Genomic DNA, 25,248 nt, shown 5'->3' on the forward strand with positions numbered 1-25,248 from the left:
CTCCTTTGTCACCGATTTGGACACGAGTCCCTCCTTCACGTCCGGGCACCGGGGAGAACAACCCCCGGTGCCCGGAGCCGATCTGCGATAGAACAGGACCATGACCGCAGGACGGACCGACACGGCCGCAGGCTCCTCCACCGCGGCCTCCCCGAGGCCGCCGGTCCTCACAGCACCGGACCTCAGCCGCCTGCGCGACGGCGCGGCCGATGAGCTGGCCGCCGGCGAGATGGTCGAGGACCTGCGGCTGGCCGAGGCGGACCTGAGCGGCGCGGGTCTGTCCGCGATCAGCCTGCTGAGCTGCCGGTTCTCGGAGGTCTTCGCCGACGACACCGATCTGACTGCGGCACGGCTGGTCGACTGCCGCCTGGAGCGTCTGAGCTCCACCTACCTTCACAGCCCGCGCTCCACGTGGCGCGCGGTGGAGCTCACCGGCTCGCGCATCGGCGCCTGGGAGATCTACGACGCCGACCTCGAGTCCGTCCTCATTGAGGACTGCCGCCTCGGCTTCGCCAACCTCGCAGGGACCGTTCTGCGCGACATCCTCATCCGGAGCACCAGGATCGACGAGCTGGACCTGAGCGGCATCGAGGCCGAGCGGGTCCGCTTCGAGGACTGCCAGGTGGGCACGCTGCGCCTGCGCGGTGGGAGCCTGAGCGACGTCGACCTGCGGGGGCTGGAGATGAGGGTGGTCAGCGGCGTCGGTTCACTGGCCGGGGCGACTATCAGCGGCGAGCAGCTCACCGAGCTCGCGCCGCTCTTGGCGCAGCACCTGGGGCTGCGGGTCGAGGACCAGGACGACGGGCAGAATCCGATAACAGGGAGTAGGCGAGCATGACGCTACTGACATCCGATGACGTCCTCAACGTGAAGTTCGATAGCACGAGACTCCGCGAGGGATACGTTCAGGACGAGGTCGACGAGCTCCTCGACGAGGTGACCACCACACTGCGGGGACTCGAGGAGCGCCTCGGAATGGGACCGGGAGCGACTACCGGTTCTCACCAGGAGGCGGAGATACTTCTGACCTCCCAGGACGTCAGGAACATACGGTTCAAGACATCCAAGTTCCGAGAAGGGTACGAGCAGCCGGATGTCGACGCCTTCCTGGACACGGTCATCGCCACCATGGAGACCATGGAGGCCCGGCTGAACGGAAGTGTCTACGGGGCGGACACGAGCTACGGATCAGCGCCCGGGGCGTACGGGAACGCCGGCTACACCACCGGGGCAGGGACCGTCCCGGGAGCCGGCGGAGCGATGAGCGACCCGCAGTACGCCGAGGCGATCGCCCAGCGAGACCAATACATCGCCCAGCTTCAGCAGGAGAATGCCTACCTGCGCGCCGAGCTCGAGTCTGCCCAGCGCCGCCTGGGGACGACAGGGTCCTAGGCCTCGTCAGCGCTGAGAAGTCCAAGACTGCGGAGCAGGTGAGGCATCGTTGTCGATGGGCAAGGCCCTTGAGTATCAGTCTCCGGGAGGCTGTCCGTCGGCAGATGGCACCTGGCCGCGGCCTGCGCACCCCTGTCCCAGGGGAAGTCGTCCGGAAGCATCTTCGCGTCCTTACTGCTCAGGCCCGTCAGCTCCCGGTAGTGCGTCTGCGCATCAGCCTGGTTCTGGTAGTTCTTCACGGGAGCGTAGTGGGCGTTGAGCCAGACCTCGAAGCAGGGCACGGAAACAACGCCGTGCACAACGGTCCGCTTGCTACTCAGCCTTCGGCATTTGGCCAGAAAGTCATGACGGTCCCGACCATCATGGTCGACGACGATCCATACCTCCCTGTAGTCGCCGAGATCTGACCGAGGCCCGCTGAGCTCCTTGACGACGGTGAGCGGATCACCGTTGATGACCTTCACTTTAACTGAGACTCTGTCGCGGTCCACACGTCGGCACAGCTGCTGCAGGTAGGCGTTCTCGGTGACCCGCCCATTAGTCACGAGGAGAACGGTGCACAGTTCGGCTCGTTGGCTGCGCCGTTTCCTTTTCGGTGGTGTCATCTCACTTCGCCCCTGCCGGCGTTAAGAGGTACCGGCGGAGGCTGGAGGTGTCTACCCGAGGGATAGCACCAAAAGCACCGGCGAGATAACGGCGCTGCTTGTTCGTGCCCTTGCGGTTGGAGGGGAAGTCTGCGAGCGAGAAGAGTTCACTGGCACCGAAGGGGGACTTCTCCGTCATCCACGCCTCGCCCGCCTCCAGGAGTTGGACGGGGGAATTGTCCAGGAGCGCCGTGTCATGGGTTGTGAAGACGATCTGGGCACCCCGGGTATTGAGGTCCGGGTCCTTGAACATGTCCACCAGTGTGGCGGTCAGTGTTGGGTGGAGGCTCGCGTCGAGCTCGTCAACACACAGCACCTGGCCCAGTTGCAAGGCATCGATGGCGGGACCGACCGTCGCCAGCCAGGTGAGAGTTCCTTGACTCTGCTGGCTGCTCGCCAATGGGTACTCCTCACCGTCGGCACCGCGGTGGTGGAGGACAAGGTGACGCTGGAGCTCCTTGAGCACCTCGGCGGGAACCTCAGAATCCTCGTCTTCGCTCCACGGAAACCGTCGCAGAAGTTCAAGCACCTCCCGAGGGACCTCCTGCCTCTCGACCTCGAGACCGACGATGCCAAGATCGGCAACCTGAGCAATAGCATTCGTGATGCCAGTCCACTGCTCAGGGGCGTCCGTGAGCCGACTCATCACCCACCGCAGACGCGAGCTGCGCTCCTCATCACTGTGGTGGATGAAGCGCATGGCTCGCAAACTGCGCGCAATCGGAGCAAGGGTGGCGTGCTTGTACTTGAGAGCGATGGCGAGGAAGAGGTCCTTGGACGTCGTGATTCGACGAACCTCGTTCGTGGCACCCTTGAGGGTGGTGCCGGACTCGACCGTGGGCTCGTCATCCTCGGGGCCCTGGGTACGCACGAAGACCTTGCGCCAGCGCTGCCCCGCGGCCCAGAGCTCCTCACGCGAAATGCCCCAGCGATGCGCCTCGACACTGTAGCTGTAGCGCTCGTTCTCGTGGGTGAAACCAATGGAGAAACGGGACGGCTGCGCCGCGTGGTCACGATCGAGACTGAAGGGCTGATACAGGATGTCCCGCTGATCACCGACGGCATGGTGGAGGCAGTCAAGCGCGTCCAGGAGGGTCGACTTGCCTGAGGCGTTGGCACCGAAGATCGCCGCCACGCGCCATGTCTGCTCCCTCCAGGAGGAGCCGCCACGCGGCGTCAGAGTCTTGAGCGAACCTCGAGTGAGATCGAGGGTCACCTCCTCTGCGTAGCAGCAGTAGTTCGCCACAGTGAAGTCCAACAACATACCGCCACCCTAGTGTGAATGACTCGTTTTGGGAAGTTTTTTCCCAAACGTCAACTCTCATGGCACTATCCTCACCACTCAAGCACCCAGCTTGAGATCCGACGGCCCGAGACGACAAAGCGCCGGCCGGCCATCACCTGCCCGGAGGCGGCAATGACCGGCCGACGCTATGGCCGCGGAGGCGGAGTACGGCTCAGCTCCGCTTGACTAGGGGGAAGGTGATGGTCTCGCGGATGCCCTGGCCGGTGAGCACCATGAGGAGGCGGTCGATGCCCATGCCCATGCCGCCCGATGGCGGGAAGCCCTGCTCCATGGCCACGAGGAAGTCCTCGTCCAGCACCATGGCCTCGGGGTCGCCCTTGGCGGCCGCGAGCGCCTGGGCCTCGAAGCGCTCGCGCTGGACCACGGGGTCGGCGAGCTCGGAGTAGGCGGTGGCGGTCTCGAAGCCGCGCACGTAGAGGTCCCACTTCTCGGTCAGGCCCGGCTTGCTGCGGTGGTAGCGGGTCAGCGGCGAGGTGTCCTCGGGGAAGTCGTAGACGAAGGTGGGCGCCCACAGCTTGTTGCCGACGAGCTCTTCGAAGATGTCCTCGACGACCTTGCCGGCCACGGCGTAGTCGTCGATCTCCAGGCCGATCCTCTCGGCGTGGGCGACGAGCTGCTCGCGCGGGGTCTCCACCGTGATCTCCTCGCCGAGGGCCTCGGAGACGGAGGTGTAGAGGTCGATCTTGTCCCACTCGCCCGACAGGTCGTACTCGGTGCCGTCGGCCAGCGTGACGACCTCCCCGCCCTCGGGCAGGTCGAAGGCGTCGCGGGCCGCCTGCTGGACGAGGTTGCGGGTCAGCTCGGCCATGCCGTCGTAGTCGGAGTAGGCCTCGTAGGCCTCCAGGGCCGTGAACTCCGGGGAGTGGGAGGAGTCGGCGCCCTCGTTGCGGAAGTTGCGGTTGATCTCGAAGACGCGGTCGACGCCGCCGACCACGGCGCGCTTGAGGTAGATCTCCGTGGCGATGCGCAGGTAGAGATCCATGTCGAAGGCGTTCATGTGGGTGATGAACGGGCGCGCGGCCGCCCCGCCGTGGATGACCTGCAGCATGGGGGTCTCCAGCTCCAGGTAGTCGCGGCGGAAGAAGTTCTCGCGGATGGAGCGCACGACGGCGGCGCGGGTGCGCACCATGTCCCGGGCGGCGGGCCGGGTGAGCAGGTCGAGCTCACGACGGCGCACGCGCTGCTCCTCCGAGAGCGTCACCGCCTCGCCGGCCTCGTTGGTCCAGGTCTTGGGCAGGGGACGCAGCGCCTTGGAGGCGATCCGCCAGGCGGGGACCTCGACGTCGTCGTCCCCGGCGGAGGCGACCTCGGCGCCCTCGCGCAGGACGGGCTCGGCCATGACGGACAGCTCTCCGCGACGCGAGGAGATGACGCGGCCGTGGACGAAGAGGTGGTCGCCCAGGTCGACGTCGGCCTTGAAGGCCGCGAGCGCGGTGTGCCCCTCGGCGGGCAGGGCCTTGGCCGAGAGCATGGCCTGCAGGGTGGCGCCGGCCCCGTCCTGGAGGGTGACGAAGCACAGGCGACCGGTGTTGCGCAGGAAGACGACGCGCCCGGCGACGCCGACGACGTCGTCGGTCTCGTCACCGGCCTCGAGGTGGGAGTAGCCCTCGCGCACGGCGGCGATGGTGGTGGTGACGGGTACGGAGACCGGGTAGGGGTCCCAGCCCTCGCCGCGCAGGCGCTCGCGCTTGCCGGCGCGGACCTCGAACTGCTCGCCCGGGCCCGGGTCGGCCTTGGGCTGCTTGGGCTGGTCCGCCAAGCCGTCCGAGGGGTTCGGGGTCTTGGCCGACTTCTGCGACTGGGTGCCGGCGGCGTCGGTGGCGGTCGGGTCGGGGCTGGGGGTGCTCTCGTCTGTCACGTGAAGGAGTCTAACGGCGCCCGCCAGCCCCGGCCGCTCCCTGGGGCCCGAGGACGCCCGAACCACATCCGATCCTGGTCACACCGGGTGGCCGGCGGGGCGGGGTCAGGCTCGGGCCTCGGCCAGGGGGATGCCGGAGGGGCGCAACCCCTGGAGGCGGGCGAGGTCGGAGTCGGCCGGGACCTGACCGGGGTCGGTGCCCCGCTCGACGATCCGGTTGGCCGCGTCGACGAAGACGACATGGGGCAGGTAGGTGCGGGCCTCGGCGTCGGACATCTGGGAGTAGGCGATGAGGATGATGACATCGCCGGGGCTGACCAGGTGGGCGGCGGCACCGTTGACGCAGATCTCTCCGGCGCCGCGCTCGCCGGGGATGACGTAGGTGGACAGGCGGTTGCCGTTGGTGCAGTTGCAGATGTCGACACGTTCGCCGGGCAGCAGGTCGGCCGCCTCGAGCAGGTCGACGTCCACCGTGATCGAGCCGACGTAGTCGAGGTCGGCCTGGGTCACGGTGGCACGGTGGATCTTGGACGTCATCATCGTCCGTGTACGGGCGCTCATCGCGGCTCAGCGTAGACGGCGGTGGGCCCGGCGCACTGTACGGTGCGGCACAGGGTGAGCGACCCGACAGGTACGCGGGCTGCGGGGCACGCCGGGGTGCCTACGGGTGCAGGTCGATGAGGGTGTTGTCGATGAGGCGGGTGGTTCCCACGCGGGCGGCGACGGCGAGCAGGCCCACGGCGGGCAGCCCCTCCCCCGTGTCCTCGCGCACCGGCGCTCGGCGTGGCAGGCCGAGGCCGGCGTCGGTCAGGTCCTCGAAACCGGCGGGGTCGACGAGGGCCACGTAGTCGATCTCGACGCCGTCGGCCGCCTCCAGGGACGCCAGGGCGGCCCGGCGGATCGCGGCCGGGTCGAGGCGGGTGCCGGAGCCGGCCGCCTGCGCCGCAACGTCCTGACCTGCCTGGAGGGCCCGGGAGAGGGCCAGGGCCTGGCGGCGCTGCTCAGGGCTGAGGTAGGCGTTGCGTGAGCTCATGGCCAGGCCGTCGCTCTCGCGGCGGATGTCGACCGGCACGATCTCCACCGGGACGGCGAGGTCGCGCACCATGGCCTCGATGATCGCGAGCTGCTGGGCGTCCTTGCGGCCGAACAGCGCCCAGCGCGGCGCGGTCAGGTGCATGAGGGTGAGCACCACCTGGCACACACCGGCGAAGTGGGTGGGACGGGTGCGGCCCTCCAGGACGGTGGCGATGGGGCCCGGGTCGATGCGAACGGCCGGCTGCCCGGCCGGGTAGATGACCTCCGGGGTGGGGGCGAAGACGACGAGCCGTCCCACACCCAGGGCGCCGTCAACGCCGGTGAGGGTCTGTGTCAGTCCGGCCAGATCCCCCTCGAGGTCGCGCGGGTAGGAGTCGAGGTCCTCGGTGGGGGCGAACTGGAGGGGGTTGACGAAGATGGTCACCACGACGGTACCGGCCGGCCCGACGCGCCGGGCGGCCTCACGCACGAGATCGAAGTGGCCCTCGTGGAGGGCACCCATGGTCATGACGACCGCGCGGGGGTCCGGGGCGTCGGCCAGGGCGGCGGCGAGCTCGTCGCGGCTGCGGGCCAGGACGGTTGCGGCGCCGGCGTCGCCGGGAGCGGCAAGACGTGAACGGGGGGCGGGAACAGGCGTCGGTGCGGGTTCAGTGCTCACGAGCCCCACGCTAGTCGCCCCACTGGGCCGTGCCGAATCCGCCGACCGCAAGCTGGCATAGCACGGTGAAAGTGTCCACGGTGGCGACTTTTCCGAACCGAATCCGAGAACCGAAGCCATCTCGATTCACGTCTTCGCAGGTCACAGGGGTCGACTTGAGCGAGAGTCTGCCGGCGGCCGGTCGAAAAGTCGCCACAACGGACAGAATCGCTTCATGCAGGTCGCTTCGGTCCATCCGATGACGGCGGGCGCGCCGCCGGGAGCGGCGGGCATGAGAGCATCGGGGCATGAGCGAGGTTGGCGGTATGGGTCTCGGCACGAGTCCGAGTGAGCACAGTGGCGCCGGTGCGGCGCGGCCCGGCCGGCTGGGCGTCGGCATCATCTCCGCCGGACGCGTCGGTGCGGTCCTGGGCTGCGCGCTGCGGGCGGTGGAGCATCAGGTGGTCGGCGTCCACGCCGTCTCCGAGGACTCGCGCGAGCGCGCCGAGATGCTGCTGCCGGGCGTGCCGGTCCTGACGGTTGAGGAGATCGTCGAGCGCGCCGAGATGGTGCTGCTGGCCGTACCGGACGATGCGCTCGAGCCACTCGTCCAGGGGTTGGCTGACCTGGGCCGCTGGCAGTCGGGGCAGCTGGTGGCCCACACCTCGGGCCGCTACGGCGCCGCCGTGCTGGCGCCCGCCCGACGCTGCGGGGCGATCCCGCTGGCCATCCACCCGGCGATGACCTTCTCCGGGTTCTCCACGGATGTGGCCCGGCTCGTCGGCTGTCCCATGGCCGTGACCGCCCCGCCGGCGGTGCTGCCCATCGCACAGGCGCTCGTCGTCGAGCTCGGCGGGGAGCCCTTCGTCCTGGAGGAGTCGGCGCGCCCGGCCTACCACGCGGCCCTCGCCCACGGCGCCAACCACCTGCTCACGGTGGTCACGCAAGCCGTCCGGGTGCTGGCGGCCGTTGGGGTCGAGGACGGGGCGGCGACGCTCGGCCCCCTGCTCACGGCGGCCCTCGACCGGGCCCTGCACGAGGGCGAGGCGGGCCTGACCGGCCCGGTCTCCCGGGGCGACGCCGGAACGGTGGCCGCCCACCTGGAGGCACTCGGCTCTCTGCGCGACGGCGAGGGGCAGAGCCTCGACGACGTCGTCGCCTCCTACCGCCGGCTGGCCGCCGCCACCACCGACCGCTGCGAGGCCACCGGTCGGCTTACCGCCGAGCAGGCCCGGCGCCTGCGCGAGATCCTGGCCCCGGAGCAGCTCGAGGGCTGACCTAGGAGGGCTCAGCGGCCTGCGTGCCGGCGACGGCTCGCGCGAGCCACCGGTCGAGCTGCTCGGCGCTGGAGCGGCGCAGCGCCCGCTCGCTGATCCGCGCCGCGAGCGCCTTGGCGTCGGCGGCATCGAGGTTGGTGATCGAGGTGGGGACCTCCTGGGCGACCATGTCGAGCCGGAGGGAGGCCAGGGACCGCCTGCGCGCCAGCGGTCCCTGGCGGAGGCGCAGGGACTGGATGCGTTCGTAGGGGAAGACGGCGACTCGCCGCCGCCAGCGGCCGTGGCGGATGATGACGCAGGTATCGGTGAGGGCGATGGCCGCGCGCCGCCAGGTCAGAGGACGGAAGATCCGCCCGCGGCGGCTGAGGCGCACGAAGCCGCGCTCGGCCGAGCCCGCCGGGGCCTGCGGGTCACCGACGCCATCGTCGTCCCGGCCGGTGAGGGCCTGGGCGAGCAGGGTGTCCGGGTCGGGCACGCCCAGGTCGGGGACCACGAGCCACAGTGCGCGCAGGGCGGTGTCTCGAATCCCCACGGGCAGGAGCAGGTTGCCGAACTGTCGGCTCTGGCCGTCCTGGGACCGGTCCTCGCGACCGGCCACGGTGACGTTCACCTTCCACCAGTCCTTGCCGCGCCACAGGATCGGCCCGGTGAGACCGACACCGTGGACCCGCCCGGGCGGCAGCGTCCGAGAGGTCTCGGCGGTGAGCCCGTAGCGCATCCGGATGCCGCTGGGAGTGGCAGCGGCCTGGAAGTTCCAGGCGCTGTTGAACTGGGTCCACACGATGGTCGCCACCGCGATGACGATCGTGACATAGGAGGAGGTTATCGTCAGTGCTTCGCCGCCGGTCATGGAGTCCGTGATGATGCTGAGGACCCCTACGGCAAGCGTGCCGACGAGCGTCAGCGCAAGCACATAGACCGAGGAGCTGCGCAGCAGGGACCCGAGGAGGGTGGCACCGTCGACGCTGTAGAGCGGTTGCTCCTGGTAGTGGGAGGCCCGCAGCTGCGTCGAGCGCCGCATGGGGACGGGGGTGCTCCCCGGGTCCGCGGTCTCCCCCGGGTCGACGCACGCGGGCCTGGCGGTGGGAGCGGCATCGTCAATACTGCCGGTGTCGCAGCCCGCTCCGCTCGCCCCGACGGCGCTGTCCTCCGGAGCGGGTCCGGGCGCGTCGATCTGTCCGGCGGCCAGGTCGAGGATGCGGTCGCGCAGGGCCTGCAGCTCGCGGGTGGTGAGGAACCCGATGACGACCCGCGAGTCCCGGCCGCCGGCGACCTCGACGGTCAGCTGCCCCAGACCGAGGATGCGCCCGAGCAGGGGATGGACGACGTCGACGGACTGGATGCGCGGCAGACGGGCCGTACGCAGCTTGCGGCTGAGGATGCCCGAGCGCAGGTAGACGCCGTCGGCGTCCACGGCGTAGGCGCGCCGCCACCAGCTGAGCAGACCGAGCCCCGCCCACGCGACGATGAGCGCGACGAGGCCGAGCAGGTAGTAGCCGATCTGGTCCCCCAGGGAGAAGCCGTGCTCGCGGATGAAGCGATAGGCGCGTACGACGTCGTCGAGGTTCTGGACCGTGACGAAGGCGAGGACGCCGGTGGCGATCTTCCAGCCCTCCAGGAGCGGCGTGATGACAGTGACCCGGTGCCAGGTGACGTTCTCGGGCAGGGGCAGGTCCCGGGAGGCCGGCGCCTCGCCCTCCCGCTTGGAGTCCTCATCGGCCTGCCGGGCGGCCTCCAGACGGCTTCCCCAGCTCGAGCCCCGCTCGGGGCTCACAGCCCGGCCATCCTCTCCTCGCCACGCTGGGACAGGACCCGGCGCAGGTTCTCCGCCTCAGCCACCGGCAGACCGTTGATCGTGGCGTCGGTACTGGCCGAGGCCGTGTGGAGCCTGACCTCGGCGATGCCCAGCCAGCGGGCGAGCGGCCCCTGGGAGGTGTCCACGAACTGCATGCGTCCGTACGGGGTGACGGTGATGGAGCGGAACATGACGCCGTGGCGCCACAGAAGGTGGTTGTCCGCCAGGGCGTAACCCATGGCCCGCACCTGGCGCGGAATGAGCCAGAGCTGCCAGACGAGCAGCGCCGCGAAAATCCCCGCCGGGATGAAGAACGCGGAGGAGACGAGCACCCCGGGGACGGCGAAACCGATGACGAGGACGGCACTGACGATGCCCGCCCCCAGGAGACGAGCGGTGATGAGCCTGGACGAGACCGGGTGGAAGACGACGCCGTCGGGGGCGAAGGGGTCGGTGCCGGCAGCGGGCGCAGAGGCGGATGCGGTCACGCGGGCGCCCCCGGTCCTTCGGGGGCTCGCCCGGAAGCGCTGGACGAGCCATCGTCGTCACCGTCACCGGAGATGGAACACCACTGCTCGACGACGAAGCCGACGACGCACCACACCAGGCATGCCGCCATGCAGCCGATCGAGGTCCACGCCAGGTGGGTCATGTCCGGCGAGCGAGGCGTCACCAGGGCCAGGATGAGCCCTCCGGCGTAGACGCCGCCCAGGACCGCGCCCACGATGGCCGAGGCCTGGGCGGCAGCCGCAGTGGTGGCGGCACCGGTGAGGGTGATCCAGGTGCGCTCGCGGGCCCGCAACCGCCGCACCGCCAGGCCGCATACGAGGACGATGCCGGAGATGACCAGCGCGGTCACCGCCCCCCAGGGGGTGAGGACCGGGATCCAGCCGAGGTGGCGCAGAAGGAGGTCTCCGGCCACCCAGGAGGCGACCGCCGCGGCGGTGAACCAGGCGACGGCGCTGGTCCAGCGGGTGCGCCGCATCAGACGTCCTGGCGGGGCCCTGTCCCCTGGGAGCCACCACCGATGACGTCGTTCCACTGGAGGGGGGACTGCCAGGCGTCCCCAGCGGCGTCATCCTGCGGCTGAGCGGCCGGGGCACCCTGCCCCTGCTGGCCGGCATAGTTCGCGTAGCTGCCGACGTCCTGCTGGTTGCTGGGGAACCCGCCTGCACCATCGACCTGCCCGGGGGCGTAGGCGTCCTGAGGACCGGCTGCCCCGGCCGACCCGGATGCCTCAGGGGCCGAGGCCGCCTGGTAGGGCGAGTCGATCTGCGGGGCCTGCCCGGACCAGGCGCCGGCATCGTAGGAGGACTCGAACGGAGCCTGGTCGAAGGGCGCCGGCTCAACCGGTGCCTGCGAGCCGAGGGGCTGCGCCGAGGAGGCCGGTGAGCTGCCGGAGACGCTGTTGGCGTAGTCGGCGGCCAGGGAGGCATTGGCCGCATTGGCCACGGAGGACTCGTCCCGGGTGGCGTCGTAGACCCTCTGCGGCTCGGCGTCTGCGGCCTCCTGCTCCACCGGGGGCTCCACGTAGGGGCCGGTGGGCTTGTCCGGCAGGGAGTCGGAGTCGAGCCAGTCGAAGGCCAGCCACCGCAGGCCGCCACGGTCGGGGGCGTTCTCAGCGAGCTCGGACACGGAGTGCCCGGCCAGCTCGGCGAAGGGGTCGGCCTGGCTCCACGGCACGAGGACGAAGGCGCGCTCGACGGCGTGCGGGTGCGGCAGGGACAGCGCCGGGTCGGCGGAGGTGACGCCCTCGACCTCAATGAGGTCGACGTCGAGGGTGCGCACGCCCCACGGCTCGGTGCGCACGCGGCCGGCGGCGGCCTCCAGGGAGTGGCAGACCTCGAGGAGCTCGCGCGGCGAGAGGGTCGTCATGGCCATGACCACCGTGTTGAGGTAGTCGGGCTGCGGCTCGGCGCCCTCGGCGACGACAGCGACGGTGCGGGCCAGCGGCGCCACCTGCGTGACCTCGATGCCCTCCGTGTTCTTCAGTCCGTGGACGGCCGTGCGCAGGGACTCCACGACCGCGCCGACGTTGGCACCCAGGCTGAAGACGACGCTGACGGGCTGGGCGGGGCGCTCGGCGAGCGGGTCGGCCGGCACGGCGGGAGAGGCGGGCGCCTGCTCGGCTACCGGAGCGGTTCCGGGGGCCGCGATGCCGGGGAACCCGGGCTGCACCGGCGCCGAGGCCTGCTGCGCGGCGTACGAGGCGTCGGCGGGCTGGGAGAAGTCCTCGGAGTAGGAGGGCTCGGAGTAGGAGGGGACGATGCTCTCCTGGCCCTCCTGGCTCCCGGCTCCGGAGTACTCACCGGGCGCGGCGAAGGGGCCGGGCTCGGCCAGGGGCTGGGCGGCTGAGACGGATGAGGCATCGGCGAGGCCGTCTGCGGCAGCCGTCCCGGCGTCGGACCCGAAGCCGTTGAGGGTGGGCAAGGAGCCGTCGGCGTCAGCGCCCGCCGCGTCGACCGGCTCATCGTAGGTTGCTCCGCTGTAGGCGGTCTCGTTGTGGGAGCCGACCTCCTCGGAGGAGGCCACGTGGCGACCCTCGCGGGGCAGCTGAATCGGGAGCTCGCCCGCGGCGGAGGCCGGTTCGGACGGGGCTCCGGCGTCGGCCACCACCTCATCGGCGTAGCTGGGGGCGACGGGCTCCGCCTCCGGCTCGGGGGTGGCCGCCGGTACACCCAGGGCATCGGCTGCCAGGCTCACGAAACCGTCAGCGCCGGCGGTCCGAGCGGCGGAGGTGGCGGTGGGCGCACTGGTCGAGGGGGTGTCCAGCAGGCCCGCCGCGGCGGAGGCATCGGCTGCCGGCGCGTAGGACTCGCTGGGAGGCTCCGGGGCCTGGGAGGAGGACGCCGCCGAGGCGGAGGAGTCCGTGACCCAGTCCGGCACCCAGGACTGGGTCGGCGCGCCGGCCCCGCTGGAAGCGCTGGGCTCGGCCGGCATCGGTGTGGGGACGGAGGGCGCGGCGGCCGCGAAGGAGGATCGGGCCGGTGCCTCAAGCGGAGAGGCGGGCGAGGGCGTCGGGGTGATGGGCGGTTCAGGTGTCGGCACCGTCGGAGCGACCGCAGCGTCTCCTGCGAACGAGGCTCCGGTGAAGTCGGGGACCTCCGTCACGAGGGGGGCCGCGGGAGTGGAGGCGGGCGGCTCGTAGGCGGGCGCCGCGGGCGAGGCGGCGGCCACCGGGGAGGCCGAGGACGAGGGCGTCCCGAAGGACTGGGCGGAGACCGCGACCGGCTCCTCGCCCTGAGCGGCCCAGGCGGCCTGGCTGGTGGCGGGGGCGCCACCGTGGCCCGCGGCGGCATCGGCCACCCGGTGGATGGTCACCGAGACGTCCTCGAAGGCGACGTCGAGGGGCGCCTCGGGCTTGTGCACGGTGACCTCGGCGGCGACGACGCGGGGGAATGACAGGACCCGCTCGGCGATCCGGTCCGCCAGGGACTCGATGAGGTTGACCGGCTCGCCCTCGATGATGCTCACGATGCCGTTGGCCACGCGGGAGTAGTCGACGGCGTCGGTCACCGAGTCGGTGACGGCGGCCACGGCGGTACCGCGCTGCCCCAGGTCGAGGACGACGTCGACCGTGAAGAGCTGGCCCTCCTCGCGTTCGAAGGGCAGGACGCCGTGGTGTCCACGGGCGGACAGTCCGACGAGGCTGATCCGGTCGGTGGTCGCGGAGACGGTGGTGCTCACTGGTGTTCCTTCCAGAGGGAGGCGGTGCGAACGGCGGCCCGGTTGGCCGGGACCTCGTGGACTCTGACGGCCCAGGCGCCGGCGGCGGCGGCCAGGGCGGTGGTGGCGGCGGTGACGGCGTCGCGCTGGACGGGGGTGGCGTCCGCCTCAGCGGCCTGGGCCAGGAAGCGCTTGCGGGAGGAGCCGACCAGGAGGGGCTGCCCCAGGTCGGCAATGAGCCGGGCGGTGGCGGCCAGCAGCTCCCAGGACTGCTCGTGGGTCTTGGCGAAGCCGAGGCCGGGATCCAGGACCACCTGGGAGCGGTCGACCCCGGCGGCGTCCAGCTCGTCCAGGCGCTCGCGCAGCTCGGCCTCCACTCCGGCGACGACGCCGCCCGGGTAGTCGGTGAGGCGGTCCATGGTCTCGGGGTCGCCGCGCCAGTGCTGGCAGACGTAGACGACGCCGGCGCGGGCGATGAGGGCGGGCATGGCGGGGTCGGCCAGGCCCCCGGAGACGTCGTTGATGATGTGGGCACCGGCGTCGATGGCGGCCTCGGCGGTGGCGGCGTGGATGGTGTCGACCGAGACGATCGCGCTGCCGGCAGATCCATCGGTCCCGTCGGCGAGGAGCGCGCGCACCACGGGCAGGACGCGGGAGATCTCGGTGTCGACGTCGACCCTCTGGGCGCCGGGACGGGTGGACTCCCCGCCGATGTCGATGATGTCGGCGCCCTGGGCGATGAGCTCACGGGCATGGTCCACGGCTGCCTCGGGATCGGTCCAGCGGCCGCCGTCGGAGAAGGAGTCGGGGGTGACGTTGAGGACGCCCATGAGGAGCGTCCGGTCGCGAGGCACCCGCCCCGGCAGGGGGGCCGGAGCGGCGTCGGGAAGAATCGTCACGGGGCCAGGCTAACGGTTGGTCCGGCGCTACGGGAGGACCGAAACATCTTCAGCCCGCCGCAAACTGAGAGCCAGGACACGATCCGTTCGGGTCGAGGCGGCCGGCATCGACCAAGAATTCACAGAAGACGCGGAGCCGTGTCGTCCATGAGTTTTTGGTTGAGATTGATGGACCTCACGACCTCGGTGCGACTGACCGGTCGCCCCTCATTCGAAAGGCGGAGACGCCTCCGCAGCCCGTCCCTTCGACGCATTCCGGTTCTTCTCCTTGATTTCTAGCCTCAAGGCATCCACCGATGACTCCGGGACCACGCGACTCGTCCACCACGGCTCCCGCTGGGAAAGAAAATGAGAAGAGGACTGCTGATGCCCGCCCTGCTCGATCTGCGCCGCAGTGCTGCCGCCTTCGTGGCGGTGGCCATGAGCGCGGCCCTCATCGTCTTCGCCTTCATCGTCTCCGACTCCGTTCGGACCAGGGTCACCGAGAGTGCTCGCGCCAGTGTCGGTAACGCCGACGTGGGGGTCCTGGCGGACCGCAAGGACGACGCTGCCGGAGGCAGGATCTCCGAGCGGGCCGTGCAGCAGGTCTCCGCGGCTGACGGGGTCGCATCGGTGCGTCCCTATGTGGAGGGAGGGGTCCTGGCCGGCCGCCAGGGCGCAGCTCAGGAGAGCAGCCTCCTGGTCCTGGACGTACCGGCGCTCACGGGCAGCACCCGCCTGGTGGAGGGCCGCCTGCCGCAGGCGGATAACGAGATCGCCGTCTCGCCCGCCGTCCTGGAGCGGCAGCAGAACGTGAAGGTCGGCAGCGCCCTCACGGTGAAGGCCTCCGAGGACGCCTCCTCCACGACCGTGAACGTCGTGGGCGTGGTCCGGCCCGGGGCTGACGTCACCCGGTACGACGCCGAGGACACCCCCTACATCTTCGCCACGGGCCAGGCGCAGGCCGCCATGGGGCTTCCCGACGACCCCGCCGTCCTCTACGTCACTGGGAAGGCGGGGACCAGCGACAAGGAGCTTCTCAGCTCCGTCACCGAGGCCCTGGCCACCGCGCAGCCAGGCGCACAGGCCTACACCGCCTCCGAGATCGTCACCATGCGCGCCAAGAGCTCCGACGGCGCCGCCTCCAGAACGATCACTCTTCTGCAGATCATCGCTCCCGTGTGCGCCGTCGTCTCCGGGATCGTCATTGCCACGACCTTCACGACGCTCATGGCGCGCCAGACCCGCCAGATCGGTCTGCTGCGCTGCGTGGGCGCGACCCGCCGTCAGGTCGTGGGCTCCGTGCTGCGAGCCGCCCTGCTCACCGGGCTGGCGGGGTCCGTCGCCGGAGCCGTCGTCGGAGCCGCCATCGCGGTACCCGTCATCCGCTCCGGCCTCATCGAGGAGGTCGAGTCCCGTCACCTGACCATCTCCTGGACCTCCTTCGCCCTGGCGGTCCTGGTCGGCACCGTGGTGACCCTGGTCTCCGTCCTGAGGCCGGCGCGCCAGGCCAGCCGGGTGTCTGCGCTCGTGGCGCTGACCGGGCAGACCGCCGGCCATGAGTCGCTGGGCAGACGGCGGGTGGCTGCGGCCGTCGCGGGGGCGGTCGTCGCCGCGCTCGGCCTCGGCCTCATCCACGGCGGAGTTACCTGGCGGGTCCTGGAGATGATCGGGACGGGGGCGGTCGTCGCCGTCCTCGGGATCATCCTTGCGCTTCCCCTGCTCGTCGTCGGGGCGTCCCGCCTCGTCGGATCGGTCTGCGGCCAGGAGCGCAGACCTATCCTCCACCTGGCCACCCGCAACCTGGCCCACAACCCCGGCCGCGCCGCGGCGACCACCGCGTCCCTGCTCGTCGCCGTCGCGGTAGCGGCCGCGATGTCCAGTGGCCTGTCCAGCGTCGCCGCCTCCATGCAGACCTACGTCGGTTACCACACCCCAGTCGACATCACCGTGGGAGAGCTGAGCGCGGGCCAGGCCCCCTCCTCGACCGTTGCGAGGATCGCCGCCGTTGACGGCGTGGAGGGCGTCGTCCCCGTGCCGCGGCTCGAGGTCACCATGACCGGCGGTCGCCAGAACAACCGGAAGGAGACCCTGACCGTCTCCGCTGTCGACAAGGAGAAGGTCTCCCCGGTCCTGCGCTCCCGGGAGGCGCTGGAGGCTCTCGACGACCGGGTTCTCCTGCTGGACCGCACCTACGACATCGCCGACGGAACCCCCGTGACTCTCACGGGGCCCGCCGGCAGCGTTGACCTGACCGTCCGGGTGAAGGAGGGGCTCGACGCCGCCGTCACCCCCGTCGTCGCGGATCGGCTGGTCGGCAACGCTCCGACCGCCTCCCTCCTGTGGGTGCGCGCCGACGGCGATGGCTCGGATCGGGCTCCTGTCTCCGCCGTCCGCGAGGCAGTGGCGGGCAGCGGCCTCTCCGTCGGCGACTCCCAGGAGGGCCGCACCAACCTCACTGATCAGGTCCGCAAGGTCTCCATAGCGATCGGCGCCATGCTGGTCTTCACCCTGCTAATCGCCCTGTCAGGCCTGGCCAACACCATCGATATCAGCGTCCTGGAACGCACCCGAGAGATTGGGGTCCTGCGCGCCACCGGCACCCAGCGCAGCGAGATCAGGCGCCTGCTCATCACCGAGGCCGTCCTCACCGCGCTCCTGGGCGGCACCATCGGCATCCTGCTCGGCTGCGGGGTGGGTGTCGCAGGGGCGGCCGCCCTGCTCACAACCGACTCCACCAGCTTCCTGACCGTCCCGGTCCCATGGCTGGCCCTGATCCTGGTCGGCATCCTTCTGATGTCCGCCGCGGTCGGTGTCCTGGCCTCGCTGCGTCCCGCGGAGAGCGCCAGCCGGATCCCGCCCGTCCGCGCCCTCGCTCAGGACTGAGGAGAGCCACTCTCCGCTCCCTCTCTACCGTCCCTCTGCTCCCCCCTCTGCCATGGGGGCCTGAGAAACGGCTGCCCCGCGCCCTGGAACCAGGGCACGGGGCAGCCGCACCTTCGTACCGCCTCGCCTCCGCCTTTCGGTGGACAGGGGGCTCACGCGTCCCGTCCTTCGACGCATTCCGGTGCGATGGCGCCGTTTCTAGGCTTTTTCACGTCAACAGGGCAGCCCCGGACACGAATCAAGCGACCGACCCTGCCCGCCACACGAGTCAGCCAACGAGAAGGGTCCTGAGATGACGACTCAACCCCAGCCCCCGTCCTCCGGCCACACTGCCAATCCCGCTCCGGTCCCCCAGGGAGCGCCGGTCGCTTCGGGAGCACCGGCGGCACCTGCCGCTGCTGCCGCCCCGATGCGCGTCGTCGAGGCCCGCGGCCTGACCAAGGTCTACGGTGAGGGCGAGGCCCGGGTCGTCGCCCTGGACTCAGCGAGCCTGGTGGTGGGACGCGGCGAGTTCGTGGCCATCATGGGCCCCTCCGGCTCGGGCAAGTCTACCCTCCTGCACTGCCTGGCCGGCCTGGACACGCCGACCTCCGGCAGCGTCCTCATCGCCGGCCAGGACCTGTCCGGCATGAAGGACAAGCAGCTCACCGCCGTGCGCCGCGATCGCCTCGGCTTCATCTTTCAGTCCTTCAACCTGCTGCCCACCCTGAGCGCCGAGGAGAACATCCTCCTGCCCCAGCGCCTGGCCCACCGCAAGCCGAAGCGGGACTGGTACGACGCCATCATCTCCACCCTGGGGATCGGTGACCGCCTGTCCCACCGGCCCAACGAGCTCTCCGGAGGCCAGCAACAGCGCGTGGCCGTGGCCCGCGCCCTCGTGGGCCGCCCCGAGGTGGTCTTCGCCGACGAGCCCACCGGGGCGCTGGACACCGCCTCGGCCGCCTCTCTGCTGGAGACCCTGGCCACTATGTGCGAGCACCTGGGACAGACGGTCGTCATGGTCACCCACGACGAGCAGGCAGCTGCCACCACCAACCGCATCATCCGCCTGCGCGACGGGCGCATCACCGGGGTCGAGGCCGTGCGACGCCCGGCCGGTACTCGCGTGGCCGGGTCCGGCGCGCGCCACGCCGCCGGCCCCTCCCCCGCTGCCGGACCTGCACCCCGGATGGAGGCCCGCTGATGCCCTCGCTGCTCGATCTGCGGCGCACCACCGCCGCTCTCGTGGCCGTGGCCATGAGCGCCGCCCTCATCGCCTTCGCCTTCATCATCTCCGACTCCTTCCGCACTCAAACGCAGACCAGCGCGCGGGTGTCCGTGGGTGACGCCACCGTCGTCGTCCAAGATGGTCGTGGGGCAAACAGCACTGAGAACGCCCTGGACGACGCCCTCCTCAACCGGGTCTCCGCCCTCGACGGCGTCGACTCTGTCCGCGGCGCGCACTGGGACATGCTGTGGCTCGACCTGCCCAAGCAGCTGCGAGGCGCCGCCGGGGTCCAGGTCGCCGCGCAGGACGTCCCGGCACTCACCAAGTTCACCACCCTGAGCAGCGGCCGGCTTCCCGCCGCCACCGGCGAGGTGGCCATCGACTCCATGCTCGCCGAGCAGCAGGGCCTGAGCGTCGGCGACACCATCCGCTTCAGGACCAAGGATGGCGACGACGCCAAGGCTGTCCGCTCGGCCCCCACGGTGGTCGGCATCATCTCCGCCGGGGCCGACAGCAAGGAGACCGGCACCGGCGTCCTCTACGCCACCGCCGAGCAGCTCCAGGCAATGGGCACTCGCATGGACTACCGGAGCCTGTACGTGAACGCGAAACCGGGAACGGACACCGGCGCACTCCTCACCAAGGTGTCTCAGACCGTTCACGCGGTCCAGCCCGCCGCGTCGGTTCAAAGCAGAGACGAGGCCATCGCCCAACGAGCCCAGGCACAGACGGGCGGCACGATGATCGCGACCATCATCAACCTCCTGGCCCCGGTCTGCGCGGTCGTCGCCATCATCGTCATCGCCACCACCTTCAGCACCCTGGTGGCGCGTCAGACGCGCATGGTCGGCCTCATGCGCTGCATCGGCACAACCCGCCGTCAGGTGATGCTCGCCGTCCTGCGCACTGGACTCATGACAGGTCTGGTCGGCTCCGTCCTGGGCGCTGCGCTCGGGACCGGTCTCGGCGCCATCATGGTGTCATCGGGGATCTTCGCGGACCTCAAGGCGGATCAGCTCACCATCTCGCCCGTGTCTCTCGGGCTCACCATCGCCCTGGGGACACTGGTCACCCTCATCGCCGTACTCCGCCCCGCCCGCTCCGCCACCCGCATCTCACCGCTCGTGGCGCTCACCGGACAGGTCGCAAGCACCAAGCAGGCCGGACGCCGAAGGGTGTGGGTCGCCGTCGCCGGAGTCATCGTTGCCGTCATCGGTGCGGCCGTGGTCACCCTCGGCATTCAGGCATCCGATATCTTCATCACAGCATGTGGAAGCGCTTTGGTCGCACTCGGCGCGGTCCTTGGCCTCCCGCTGCTCGTCACCGCCATCATCGGCTTCATCGGCAGAGTCAGTGGCGACACTCGACTCCCGGTGCTGCACCTTGCTACCCGCAACCTGGCTCGTAACTCCGGACGGTCCGCCGCGACCGCCGCCACGCTCTTCGTCTGCGTCCTGGTGGGATCAGCGCTCTTCGTCGGCCTGTCCTCCCTGAACGCCTCCTTCGACGCCATCCTCGGCCACAGCTCACCCGTGGACGCCAGAATCTTCGGGGTCACTCCGCAAACCGATACCGCGCAGCTGACGAAGCAGGTCAAAGCGGTCGATGGCATCAAGGACGTGACTTATGTTCCATCCCTCGGCCTGACCCAGACCATCGATGGAGAGTCGAAGGACATCAATGTCGACGTCATCGACACCGGCGCTATCGCACCTATTGCACGGTCCACCAGCGGCTTGGAAGGCCTCGATGACAAGACCCTTATTGTCGGTGGTATCTATAACATTCCAGATGGCTCCACAGTCACCCTGACCGGCGCTGCCGGCAGCGTTGAGCTGACGGCCCACGTCCAGGAGGGTTGGGGGGCTGTTGTCAGCCCGGCAGTGGCTCAGCGCCTCAACGGCGACACCCCCACCAACACCACCATGTGGGTTCGCTCCACCGGCAGTTCCATGACATCCGATACCGAGCGCTCCCTCAATGCGGCTGTCCGAGGTCAGACTCTGATGGTCCAGGGAAGCGCCGCCGCCAGTGAGCAGATGTCATCCCTCATCACGAGGATGGCCCTGATCGTCTGCCTGGTTCTGGGCGCCGCCCTCGTCATCGCCCTGTCCGGGCTGGCCAACACCACGGACATCTCGGTCCTGGAACGCATTCGAGAGATCGGGGTGCTGCGCGCCACCGGCAGCGCTCGCTCAGAGATCAGGAACCTCATCGTCACCGAGGGAGTTCTCGTGGCGACCGTGGGAGGGGGCCTCGGGCTCCTCATCGGAACGATCCTCGGCGCAGCGGGCACGGTCGCGGCAGGAGGGGCCGCTACGGGCATGTCCGTGCACATCCCCTACCTCGCGCTCCTCGCCCTGTTCGCCGCGACCCTGGCCGTCGGCCTGCTGGCCTCGCTGCGCCCAGCCGGGCGGGCCGCCTCGGTGCCGCCGGTCATGGCCCTGTCCGAGGAGTGAGGAGACGGGTGTTGAGGGCTGCTCCAGTGCCCGGGGCGGAGGGCTCAGGCCCCCTGGGTCTTGTGGACGGCGACGACGAGCTTGAGTCGAGACGGGACGTCGTACTTCTTCATGAGGTGGGAGACGTGGGTCTTGACCGTGGACTCGGCGACGACGAGCTGCTCGGCGATCTCGGCATTGGAGTAGCCCTCGCACAGGAGGGTCAGGACCGCCTGCTCTGCCTCGGTGACGTCGGGGGCCTGGGCCGTCTGCGGAGGCCGCAGGTGGCGGGTGACGAGCCGGGAGGTGGCGGCCGGGGAGATCGTGGTCCCGCCCGCGCTGGCGGCGATGACGGCGCGAATGATCTCCTCGGGCGAGGCGTCCTTGAGCAGGAAGCCGTTGGCGTGCTGGGCGAGCGCGGTCACCATCGCCTCGTCGTCGTCGAAGGAGGTCAGCACGACCACGGCTGTGCGGGGCCACTGCCGGCGCACCCGGGTGAGCAGCTCCAGACCGTCCATCTCAGGCATGCGCACGTCCGTGAGCAGGACGTCCACGCGGATCTTGTGAAGGAAGGCCAGGGCGTCGGCGGCGCGCGAGAAGGTGCTGGCCACCTCGATGCGCTCGTCCGAGCTCAGGTAGGCCCGCAGCGCGTGCAGGACGAAGGGGTCGTCGTCGACGATGGCGACGCGCAGGACCTGCGAGGCGGCAGTGGGACCATCAGTAACGTCGGGGACCGTCATGGAAGAATATTATCCGGATCGGTTCAGGGGAAGGTGGAGACAGTGGCCGACATTCTGGCGGGCCTGCTGCAGCCCACGCGGTACACGACGTGGCGACCGACCTGGCGGCTGCATCTGGCGCACGCCTTCCTGGCCGCACTGATCACTCTGTTCTCGATCACGGCGGCATGGCCGCTGTACACGTCCATGATCGCCTTCGCGATCGTCGGGGGCCTGGCGCTGGCGCTGTGCAGCCGCTTCCCGTGGCCGGGGGCCCTGCTGGGCAGCGCGTCGGCGTGGGCCGGCACATTGATGATGACTGATGTGCCCATCTCCCCGGGCATCATTCCCTGGCTGTGCACCGCGATCCTCGTGGCGCGCGGGTTTCCGCGCATGCCCGCCTACAGCCTGGTGGTCTTCTCACTCGTGCTCTTGATCGCCGACGCCCGGTGGGGCGAGACCAGTGAGGGCTGGGTCTCGCTGCTGGCGTGGTGGGTTGTTGTCGGGGGCGGGGCAATCACTTTGGCCGAGCTCATCCGCAGCCCACGCGACCAGGCCGAGCGCTCCTTGCACACCTACCGCGAGAGCATGGAGCGCCAGCGCCTCCTGGTGGTCACCGAGCTGCATGACACCGTGGTGCGGGACCTGACCCACGCGGTCATGACGGCCGAGCAGGCCCGGCTCGCGCACCCCGAGGACACCGCGTTGGCGCCCGAGCTGGACGCGATGACGGCGGCGGTGCGCGCGGCGGTGGAGCAGATGCGGCACGCGCTGCGCGCCATGAGCGACATCCGTGGAGGCGAGCGGCTGGACATCGAGGCGACCTCCGCGCCGCGTCCCCTGGAGGAGGTCGTTACCGACGCCGCGGCCGCCCTGAGACACCGGGGGGCGCACCTGGAGGTCGAGGGCCTGGAGCTGCTCGGGGTCCCGGTGATCCCGCCGGGCGTGCGCCTCCAGCTGCTGCGGGTGCTGGGCGAGCTGGTGACAAACATGTCGAAGTACACGGCCCCGCAGGGGCGGGCGCGTCTGGTCATCGAGTCCGACGGGCGCTCCCTGGAGGCGATGGCAAGCAATGACGTCGGTTTTCCGGGGCAGGCCGGCGGCGTGTGGGCCAGCGGCGCGCCGGGCAGTGGCGTACCGGGCTATGACGCCTTTTCCTCGGGCCTGGGCCTGGAGGGGGCCCGGCGCCGCGTCGAGGCCCTGGGCGGCAGCCTGAGCGTGAGCCAGGGCGAGGGCCGCTGGACCACCGTCTTCAGCGTCCCCTTCCAAGCGGCCCGCTGAGCCCGCGCCCGTCGGCGCAGTCACCGTTTCCGGGCGGGGACATTCCGCGCGGCCGGGTACGGATGGTGCCCGACGGGGACACGTCGCGCGTTCGGGGACGGTCGTCCTGTCCCCGAACGCGTGGACTGCACCCGTCGATGTCGAATGTCCCCGGCCGAGCGAGCCTTCTGCCCACACCACGTCCCTCAGGGGGCGCTCGGCCAGTCCGCGCGGGACGGGAACGAGCCGATCGTGTCCAAATCGGAGACAAAGGCTCGGAACGGACACACGTTGACGAAAGAAAACCGCATGATTCCGCGGTTCGTATGGGCGGGCAAGGAGTGCTGGCAGTCCTTTGTCACCGATTTGGACATTCTGGCCCGTGATCGCCTTCGGTGCGTTGTCAGTGCGCGCTGCCGAGCTCGACGAGGAGCACGCCCGCCATGATGAGCGCGATGCCTGCCACCATGGTGCGAGTCAGTGGCTCACCGAAGAGAAGCCTTGAGGCGATTGCCGTCACGGCCACTCCCCCGGCCGACCAGATCCCGTAGGCGACACCGAGCCCCAGCCCCTCCTTGAGGGCCAGAGTCAACATGGCGAAGGCCCCAAGGTAGCCGGCCATCACGAGGCCGTACCACCGCAGCCCTCTACCGTCGGAGGCGAGCTTGAGCGAGAGTGTGCCGGTGGTCTCGGAGGCGATGGCCGCTACAAGGTAGACCCCGCTCATGACGCCTCACCGTCCTTGTGCTGCGTGCCTGCGTGCTGCGCCCCGACCTCAACGAGGAGCACCCCGGCCATGATGAGCGCAATGCCGAGGGCGACGAGCACCGTGATCGGCTCACCGAAGACAAGCATCGACAGCACCGCGGCCAGCGCCACACCCAGGGCACCCCAGAGTCCGTAGGCGACGCCGAGCGGCATGCCGGCCTTGAGTGTCAGCGACAGAAGGATGAAGGCCAGCGCGTACCCGATCCCGACAACGATGTAGAAGCCCGGATGGTTCAAGGCCTGGCGCAAGGCGAGGGTCGCCGACACCTCGGAGACGATGGCGCCTCCGAGAGCCGGCCAGGCGCACACGCCGCGGCCCGTTGTCCCCGGGCGATCCTTCAGCGCACCGAGCACCGTCGCGGCTGCGGGCGCGCCTGGGCGGAACGCGTTCCCCCATGTCGACGGGCACAGCGCGTCCTTGACCGTCACGACTGGTTCTCCGCGGTCTCGAGCCGCCGGCAGACCATGGAGCCGAGGGCGAGTGCCGGGATGATCATGAGCAGGGCGTTGGGCCCCCACCACAGCGGGTCGAAGTCACGGTAGAAGGACCAGAAGGAGATCGCCATGAACCCGGCGCAGAAGGTCAGCATGAGCCCGACCGTCAGCACCAGGTCCCCGATCCTGCTGCCCACGCGCGTCAGGTAGGCGCCGAGGAAGACGGTCAGGGCGGCGGCAAGGTCGAGAGGGAAGAAGGACCAGTTCCAGGCCTGGATGACCTGGTTGGAGTAGTCCTTGAACCGCAGGTGCTCGGGAATGAGGTTGAGGAAGACGGCCGTCCAGTAGAGCAGCAGCCCGGCATCGACCGCTACCAGCAACTTTTTGTACGTGGGGCTCATTCGCCCACTATTTCACCGACATTCTCCGGTGTCGAGGCCTCACCAGCCCTCAGGACCGCCGGCCCAGGACCAGGCTCATGGCCTCGGAGCGGGTGGCGGCATTGCGCATGATGCCACGCACGGCGGAGGTGACCGTGTTGGAGCCGGGCTTGCGCACGCCCCTCATGGACATGCACAGGTGCTCGGCCTCGACGACGACGAGCACGCCCCGGCACTCCAGGCGCTCGACGAGGGCGTCGGCGATCTGCCGGGTGAGGCGCTCCTGGACCTGGGGGCGCCGGGCGTAGCCGTCCACGAGGCGCGCCACCTTGGACAGGCCGGTGACGCGCCCGTCCTCGCTGGGGATATAGCCCACGTGCGCCGACCCGTGGAAGGGCAGCAGGTGGTGCTCGCACACCGAGTACATGGGGATGTCGCGCACGAGGACCATCTCCTCGTGCCCGACGTCGAAGACCCGCTCGACGTGCTCGGCCGGGTCCTGCCCGAGGCCGGCGAACATCTCCGCGTAGGCGCGCGCCATGCGCTCGGGGGTGTCGCGCAGCCCGTCGCGGTCGGGGTCCTCCCCGATGGCGACGAGCAGGTCGTGCACCGCCCGCCGCACGCCCTCGGCGTCATAGCTCATGATCGGCCTCTGCTTCCGTGTGCC

The 25,248-nt window shown here is 70.2% G+C and carries 22 protein-coding genes; 7 read left to right on the forward strand and 15 right to left on the reverse strand.

Annotated elements, in window-relative coordinates:
- The first annotated feature begins 100 nt into the window (after nt 1-100).
- Nucleotides 101-838, forward strand: coding sequence for a pentapeptide repeat-containing protein (locus tag BKH33_RS09035; RefSeq protein WP_003780543.1), 738 nt, complete (start codon nt 101-103; stop codon nt 836-838).
- Complete coding sequence (locus BKH33_RS09040) at nt 835-1,392, forward strand: DivIVA domain-containing protein (RefSeq protein WP_003780524.1); 558 nt, start codon at nt 835-837, stop codon at nt 1,390-1,392. Before BKH33_RS09035 ends, BKH33_RS09040 begins: the two co-directional genes overlap by 4 nt.
- Here BKH33_RS09040 and BKH33_RS09045 read toward each other — a convergent pair.
- The 5 genes from BKH33_RS09045 to panC form a co-directional block, all read right to left on the reverse strand.
- On the reverse strand, nt 1,389-1,937 hold the full coding sequence (locus BKH33_RS09045; protein ID WP_043538722.1) for an RloB family protein: 549 nt from the start codon (nt 1,935-1,937) through the stop codon (nt 1,389-1,391). The two genes, BKH33_RS09040 and BKH33_RS09045, sit on opposite strands and share 4 nt — an antisense overlap.
- A 61-nt stretch (nt 1,938-1,998) precedes the next feature.
- Nucleotides 1,999-3,300 (reverse strand): AAA family ATPase, encoded by a 1,302-nt coding sequence (locus BKH33_RS09050; RefSeq protein WP_003780535.1) that lies wholly within the window; start codon nt 3,298-3,300, stop codon nt 1,999-2,001.
- A gap of 193 nt (nt 3,301-3,493) precedes the next feature.
- Nucleotides 3,494-5,200 (reverse strand): lysine--tRNA ligase, encoded by a 1,707-nt coding sequence (locus BKH33_RS09055; RefSeq protein ID WP_003780545.1) that lies wholly within the window; start codon nt 5,198-5,200, stop codon nt 3,494-3,496.
- Between the two features lie 105 nt (nt 5,201-5,305).
- Nucleotides 5,306-5,761 carry an aspartate 1-decarboxylase gene (panD, locus tag BKH33_RS09060; protein WP_003780527.1) on the reverse strand — a complete coding sequence of 152 codons (456 nt, stop codon included), beginning with the start codon at nt 5,759-5,761 and terminating at the stop codon, nt 5,306-5,308.
- A gap of 100 nt (nt 5,762-5,861) precedes the next feature.
- On the reverse strand, nt 5,862-6,902 hold the full coding sequence (panC, locus tag BKH33_RS09065; RefSeq protein ID WP_003780541.1) for a pantoate--beta-alanine ligase: 1,041 nt from the start codon (nt 6,900-6,902) through the stop codon (nt 5,862-5,864).
- Nucleotides 6,903-7,180: 278 nt separating this feature from the next.
- Here panC and BKH33_RS09070 point away from each other — a divergent pair, with 278 nt between their 5' ends.
- Complete coding sequence (locus BKH33_RS09070) at nt 7,181-8,149, forward strand: Rossmann-like and DUF2520 domain-containing protein (protein ID WP_003780530.1); 969 nt, start codon at nt 7,181-7,183, stop codon at nt 8,147-8,149.
- A 1-nt stretch (nt 8,150) separates the two neighbouring features.
- On the opposite strand, the gene BKH33_RS09075 is transcribed toward BKH33_RS09070, so the two are convergent.
- The 5 genes from BKH33_RS09075 to folP are packed head-to-tail and all read right to left on the reverse strand — an operon-like array spanning nt 8,151 to nt 14,509.
- Nucleotides 8,151-9,923, reverse strand: a complete 1,773-nt coding sequence (locus BKH33_RS09075; protein ID WP_076142702.1) for a PH domain-containing protein — start codon at nt 9,921-9,923, stop codon at nt 8,151-8,153.
- On the reverse strand, nt 9,920-10,432 hold the full coding sequence (locus BKH33_RS09080) for a PH domain-containing protein (protein ID WP_003780542.1): 513 nt from the start codon (nt 10,430-10,432) through the stop codon (nt 9,920-9,922). Before BKH33_RS09080 ends, BKH33_RS09075 begins: the two co-directional genes overlap by 4 nt.
- Nucleotides 10,429-10,929: a DUF3180 family protein gene (locus tag BKH33_RS09085; protein ID WP_075407857.1), complete on the reverse strand. Its 501-nt coding sequence runs from the start codon at nt 10,927-10,929 to the stop codon at nt 10,429-10,431. The genes BKH33_RS09080 and BKH33_RS09085 overlap by 4 nt, the downstream gene beginning before the upstream one ends.
- Nucleotides 10,929-13,631, reverse strand: coding sequence for a 2-amino-4-hydroxy-6-hydroxymethyldihydropteridine diphosphokinase (gene folK / locus BKH33_RS09090; RefSeq protein WP_076142703.1), 2,703 nt, complete (start codon nt 13,629-13,631; stop codon nt 10,929-10,931). The genes BKH33_RS09085 and folK overlap by 1 nt, the downstream gene beginning before the upstream one ends.
- Entirely contained in the window at nt 13,628-14,509 is an 882-nt protein-coding gene (folP, locus tag BKH33_RS09095) for a dihydropteroate synthase (RefSeq protein ID WP_003780528.1), read from the reverse strand. The genes folK and folP overlap by 4 nt, the downstream gene beginning before the upstream one ends.
- A 366-nt stretch (nt 14,510-14,875) precedes the next feature.
- Between folP and BKH33_RS09100 the strand changes: the two genes are divergently transcribed.
- The 3 genes from BKH33_RS09100 to BKH33_RS09110 all read left to right on the forward strand — a co-directional run bounded on the left by BKH33_RS09100 (nt 14,876) and on the right by BKH33_RS09110 (nt 21,040).
- A complete protein-coding gene (locus BKH33_RS09100; RefSeq protein ID WP_076076149.1) occupies nt 14,876-17,374 on the forward strand; it encodes an ABC transporter permease in 2,499 nt (832 codons plus the stop codon).
- A gap of 409 nt (nt 17,375-17,783) precedes the next feature.
- Nucleotides 17,784-18,557 (forward strand): ABC transporter ATP-binding protein, encoded by a 774-nt coding sequence (locus tag BKH33_RS09105; RefSeq protein ID WP_003780537.1) that lies wholly within the window; start codon nt 17,784-17,786, stop codon nt 18,555-18,557.
- Nucleotides 18,557-21,040: an FtsX-like permease family protein gene (locus BKH33_RS09110; protein WP_003780523.1), complete on the forward strand. Its 2,484-nt coding sequence runs from the start codon at nt 18,557-18,559 to the stop codon at nt 21,038-21,040. The genes BKH33_RS09105 and BKH33_RS09110 overlap by 1 nt, the downstream gene beginning before the upstream one ends.
- A gap of 44 nt (nt 21,041-21,084) precedes the next feature.
- Here BKH33_RS09110 and BKH33_RS09115 read toward each other — a convergent pair whose 3' ends face one another.
- The gene (locus BKH33_RS09115) at nt 21,085-21,759 is read right to left on the reverse strand and encodes a response regulator (RefSeq protein WP_076070268.1); all 675 of its coding nucleotides are present in this window, start codon (nt 21,757-21,759) and stop codon (nt 21,085-21,087) included.
- A gap of 42 nt (nt 21,760-21,801) precedes the next feature.
- Between BKH33_RS09115 and BKH33_RS09120 the strand changes: the two genes are divergently transcribed.
- On the forward strand, nt 21,802-23,019 hold the full coding sequence (locus tag BKH33_RS09120) for a sensor histidine kinase (protein ID WP_076142704.1): 1,218 nt from the start codon (nt 21,802-21,804) through the stop codon (nt 23,017-23,019).
- 382 nt (nt 23,020-23,401) lie between these two features.
- On the opposite strand, the gene BKH33_RS09125 is transcribed toward BKH33_RS09120, so the two are convergent.
- Genes BKH33_RS09125 through folE form a run of 4 tightly spaced genes read right to left on the reverse strand, consistent with a single transcriptional unit; the run spans nt 23,402 to nt 25,224 of the window.
- The gene (locus BKH33_RS09125; protein WP_003781084.1) at nt 23,402-23,725 is read right to left on the reverse strand and encodes a DMT family transporter; all 324 of its coding nucleotides are present in this window, start codon (nt 23,723-23,725) and stop codon (nt 23,402-23,404) included.
- The gene (locus BKH33_RS09130; protein ID WP_428978950.1) at nt 23,722-24,195 is read right to left on the reverse strand and encodes a DMT family transporter; all 474 of its coding nucleotides are present in this window, start codon (nt 24,193-24,195) and stop codon (nt 23,722-23,724) included. Before BKH33_RS09130 ends, BKH33_RS09125 begins: the two co-directional genes overlap by 4 nt.
- Entirely contained in the window at nt 24,192-24,602 is a 411-nt protein-coding gene (locus tag BKH33_RS09135) for a YvaD family protein (RefSeq protein ID WP_003781072.1), read from the reverse strand. The genes BKH33_RS09130 and BKH33_RS09135 overlap by 4 nt, the downstream gene beginning before the upstream one ends.
- A gap of 49 nt (nt 24,603-24,651) precedes the next feature.
- Nucleotides 24,652-25,224 (reverse strand): GTP cyclohydrolase I FolE, encoded by a 573-nt coding sequence (folE, locus tag BKH33_RS09140; protein ID WP_003781077.1) that lies wholly within the window; start codon nt 25,222-25,224, stop codon nt 24,652-24,654.
- Between the last annotated feature and the right edge of the window lie 24 nt (nt 25,225-25,248).

This window comes from Actinomyces naeslundii (genome assembly GCF_001956585.1).
In the GTDB taxonomy this organism is placed as follows: domain Bacteria; phylum Actinomycetota; class Actinomycetes; order Actinomycetales; family Actinomycetaceae; genus Actinomyces; species Actinomyces naeslundii.